The sequence below is a fragment of the Flavobacterium sp. TAB 87 genome (assembly GCF_001529295.1).
Classification (GTDB): Bacteria; Bacteroidota; Bacteroidia; order Flavobacteriales; family Flavobacteriaceae; genus Flavobacterium.
Window position 1 is genome coordinate 1 of the sequence record NZ_LLWK01000004.1, and the last position, 1240, is coordinate 1240.

The 1240-nt window shown below is 24.4% G+C and carries 1 protein-coding gene; it reads right to left on the reverse strand.

Annotation, left to right across the window (positions count from 1 at the left end; genetic code table 11):
• Positions 1-1240: hypothetical protein (locus AP058_RS16930; RefSeq protein ID WP_066305302.1), on the reverse strand; the 1240-nt coding region annotated here is incomplete at both ends.

The window sequence follows — 1240 nt, forward strand, 5'->3', positions numbered from 1 at the left end:
TTTTGTCTTCTAAAAGGATTTTATAATTAAATTCATTGTCTGAATTGAATTTCCAATTATTAAGTTCTTTAAATTCTTTTTTTATTAGGTTTAATTTTTCCTTGTTGTTTTTTGAAACAACAATCAATTTTGTAAGTGATGTTTTTTGCATTTTTTCAATTGTACTTTTTGTAATTTCAGTTTCATATTCTGTTCTTGAACGATAACGATATTTTTTCTTAATTACGTTAAAGTCATTTTCGTTTTCAGAAATAACATATCTGTAAGGCATTAAGTTATCGAGTTCGTTTATCCAATTGGGAAAATTTACTTCATAAATAGTAATGTAACGATCAATGAAATCTTTATCTATTGGTTTCCTTTGGGAAATATATTCGTTAATCAATGGATATATTTCTTTTGCCATTAGATTTATATATTTTTGACTATACCAATCCCGTGTGTCAATTTTTCCATCAATATTTTCAAATACATATCCATTACCTAATGAAGTGGCTATGACTTCATTTAGCAACAAGTAAGCATAATTGCTATATTTTGATTTGTTCTCTTTAAAATTTTTATCAATTTCTGTTTTAATTTCAAGTGATTGTTCGTAATAGATAATGTGAAATGTTTCGTGTAACATTACACTAAACAAGTCTTTATAACCTTCTAGGTCTGTTTTAATACCACAAATGAAATTATTATAAAAAGATTGGGCTGTAAAGCCCTTTGAATTTGGTAATGGATAAAATGCAATATTAAAAGGAATTGAGGTATCCCAAGTTGAATTGTAAAATATTATTCCAGTTTTAAAATAATTTTCTATATCATTTTTAGTTGAGTATTTTGTAATTTCTACAATTTGTTTTTCAAATTTTTCTTTATTAGGGTAGTATATTAATTCATTATAAATAGGAGTAAAAAGTGCAATGATTTTTGTAAGGTCATTCAATGTTTTGTTTGTTACAATTCCAATTGAGCGAATTTTAAAATCATTTAAATTTTCAGTTTCGATTAAGTTTTTCTTCAAAAAATCTATTGATTGCATTGATTTTTTAGAACCGTCAGGAAACTCTTCAAATTTATAACTATACTCAATTGATAATTTGTCAAATTCTGATATTGCATCTTTGAACTGATCAACATTATATTTTGATTTTTGAAATTCGGTTTTGAAAACATTTTCTGGATAGTTTTCAGATAAATTTTGAATAAAAGTAAAAACTGCTAATTGTTCAGAATATTTTATATTGAA